This is a genomic window from Corallococcus exercitus (assembly GCF_003611585.1).
Classification (GTDB): Bacteria; Myxococcota; Myxococcia; order Myxococcales; family Myxococcaceae; genus Corallococcus; species Corallococcus exercitus.
Map to the genome: position 1 here is coordinate 1 of NZ_RAVW01000697.1, position 2,803 is coordinate 2,803.

At 69.2% G+C, this 2,803-nt stretch carries 2 protein-coding genes; both read left to right on the top strand.

All coding sequences use genetic code 11. The features are described 5' to 3' along the window. Positions 1-211 precede the first annotated feature (211 nt). Complete coding sequence (gene encA / locus D7W79_RS41005) at positions 212-1,084, top strand: encapsulin nanocompartment shell protein EncA (RefSeq protein ID WP_120530617.1); 873 nt, start codon at positions 212-214, stop codon at positions 1,082-1,084. A gap of 21 nt (positions 1,085-1,105) precedes the next feature. Continuing rightward, positions 1,106-2,530, top strand: a complete 1,425-nt coding sequence (locus D7W79_RS41010; protein ID WP_120530618.1) for a sigma-54-dependent transcriptional regulator — start codon at positions 1,106-1,108, stop codon at positions 2,528-2,530. The last annotated feature ends 273 nt before the right edge of the window (positions 2,531-2,803 follow it).

Sequence of the window (2,803 nt, forward strand, 5' to 3'; positions counted from 1 at the left end):
CCTGACGGTCGAGCCCCTGACGAACCTGCCGCCCCAGCGCCTCATCTACGGCGTCCCCGCGCCGCCGCCTTCCGCCAACAGCCACCCCCTCACCATCGGCAGCCTGCGCCGCGGTGGTGGCGGTGGCAGCGGCACCGGTGGCGGTCGCTGAAACCCTTTCGCAGTAGCCCTTCCCTCCCCTCCTCTGCCGCCGCTCGTGACGGAGACACCGATGCCTGACTTCCTTGGACATGCCGAGAACCCGCTGCGCGAAGAGGAATGGGCGCGCCTCAACGAGACGGTGATCCAGGTGGCGCGCCGGTCGCTGGTGGGCCGCCGCATCCTGGACATCTACGGGCCGCTGGGCGCCGGCGTGCAGACCGTGGCCTACGACGAGTTCCAGGGCGTGTCCCCGGGCGCGGTGGACATCGTCGGGGAGCAGGAGACCGCGATGGTCTTCACCGACGTGCGCAAGTTCAAGACCATCCCGATCATCTACAAGGACTTCCTGCTGCACTGGCGGGACATCGAGGCGGCGCGCACGCACAACATGCCGCTGGACGTGTCCGCCGCCGCCGGCGCCGCCGCGCTGTGCGCTCAGCAGGAAGACGAGCTCATCTTCTACGGCGACCAGCGCCTGGGCTACGAGGGCCTGATGACGGCCAACGGCCGCCTCACCGCCACGCTGGGGGACTGGACGGCGCCGGGCGGCGGCTTCCAGACCATCGTGGAGGCCACGCGCAAGCTCAACGAGGCCGGCCACTTCGGGCCCTACGCCGTGGTGCTGTCGCCGCGCCTCTACTCGCAGCTGCACCGCATCTACGAGAAGACGGGCGTGCTTGAGATTGAAACCATCCGCCAGCTCGCGTCCGACGGCGTCTACCAGTCCAACCGCCTGCGCGGTGAGTCCGGCGTGGTGGTGTCCACGGGCCGGGAGAACATGGACCTGGCGGTGGCCATGGACATGGTCGCGTCCTACCTGGGCGCCAGCAAGATGAACCACCCGTTCCGCGTGCTGGAGTCGCTGCTCCTGCGCATCAAGCACCCGGACGCCATCTGCACGCTGGAAGGCGCCGTTCCCACCGCTCCTCCGGCGCGCCGTTAGTCCCCTTCCACGCGGAGGCTTATGGCCAAGGTCCTGGTCATCGACGACGAGACGAACCTGCGCAAGGTGCTGGCCGCCCTGCTGCGCCGCGACGGGTTCGACGTCACCGTGGCGGAGAACGGCGAGCAGGGCCTGGCCGAGTTCCACAAGAACGGCGCGGACATCGTCGTCACCGATCTGGTGATGCCCAAGCTGGGCGGCATGGACGTGCTCGCCGCCGTGCGCACCGCCAACCCGGACGTGCCGGTGATCATCATCACCGCGCACGGCACCGTGGACTCCGCCGTGGAGGCCATCAAGGCGGGCGCGTTCGACTACATCACCAAGCCCTTCGAGCAGGCGGAGCTGTCCTCCGTCGTGGCCAAGGCCGCCAAGACGAACGAGAGCGCCAAGCGCTCCGTGCGCGCGGATCACAAGGCCCGCTCCGCCATCATCGGCGAGTCGCCGCAGATCCAGGACGTCTACAAGATCATCGACAAGGTCGCGGACACGCCCTCCACGGTGCTGATCACCGGGGAGAGCGGCACGGGCAAGGAGCTCATCGCCACCGCGCTGCACGGCGCGTCCAGCCGCCGCGACAAGCCGTTCATCAAGATCAACTGCGCCGCCATCCCCGCCACGCTCCTGGAGAGCGAGCTGTTCGGCTACGAGAAGGGCGCCTTCACCGGCGCCGTCACCTCCAAGCCGGGCCGCTTCGAGCTGGCCGACGAGGGCACCCTCTTCCTGGACGAGATCGGGGAGATCCCCGTCGAGATGCAGGTGAAGCTGCTGCGCGCGCTCCAGGAGGGCGAGTTCGAGCGCGTGGGCGGCATCAAGACGACGCGAGTGAACGTGCGCCTGGTGGCCGCCACCAACCGCGACCTCCAGGCGGAGATCGAGGCGGGCCGCTTCCGCAAGGACCTGTACTACCGGCTGGCCGTGGTGCCCATCGTGCTGCCCGCGCTGCGCGAGCGCCGCAGCGACATCCCGATGCTCGCCCAGCACTTCGTGGACAAGTACAACCGGCGCCTCAACAAGAAGATCGAAGGCATCGCCGACGACGCGCTCGCGCTGCTCCAGGCGTACGCGTGGCCGGGCAACATCCGCGAGCTGGAGAACCTCATCGAGCGCGTGCTGCTCTTCGCGGACGGCCCCCACATCACCGCGAAGGACCTGCCGGAGCCGGTGCGCGGGGGAGCGGGCGTGCAGGCGGGGGCAGCGGTCGCCGCCTCGCTGGGTACGCTGGACGTCCCCGTGGGCGAGGTGGGCCTCAAGGACATCGTGCGTATGAAGGCCGCGGAGCTGGAGCGGGACCTCATCGTCAAGAAGCTGGAGGAGACGGGCGGCAACGTCACGCGGGCCGCGCGCCTCCTGCAGATCAGCCGCAAGTCGCTCCAGACGAAGATGAAGGAGTTTGGCCTGCGCGACACCACCCCGGACGGTCAGGAAGACGGCCCGGACGAGTAGCCCCGGGGCGCCGAAATATCGCCTGTTCGCCAGCGGTTTCGGCCCCCGCGTACCTTCTTACCCTCAGGGAGCCTGAATGCGGCCGAATCTTCCCACCCTCGGTGGACCACCGAAGCGCAATCCCTTCGGACCGGTGGTTGCCGTCTCCGTCATCCTCGGCGCGGCCGCAGGTGGCGTGTGGTGGTGGAAACAGCGCATGGCGGATGTCCCCATGGACGTCGCCTCGCAGACCGTGACCGCGCTGGACGCCGGCACCGTGGCCCAGGCCCCCGT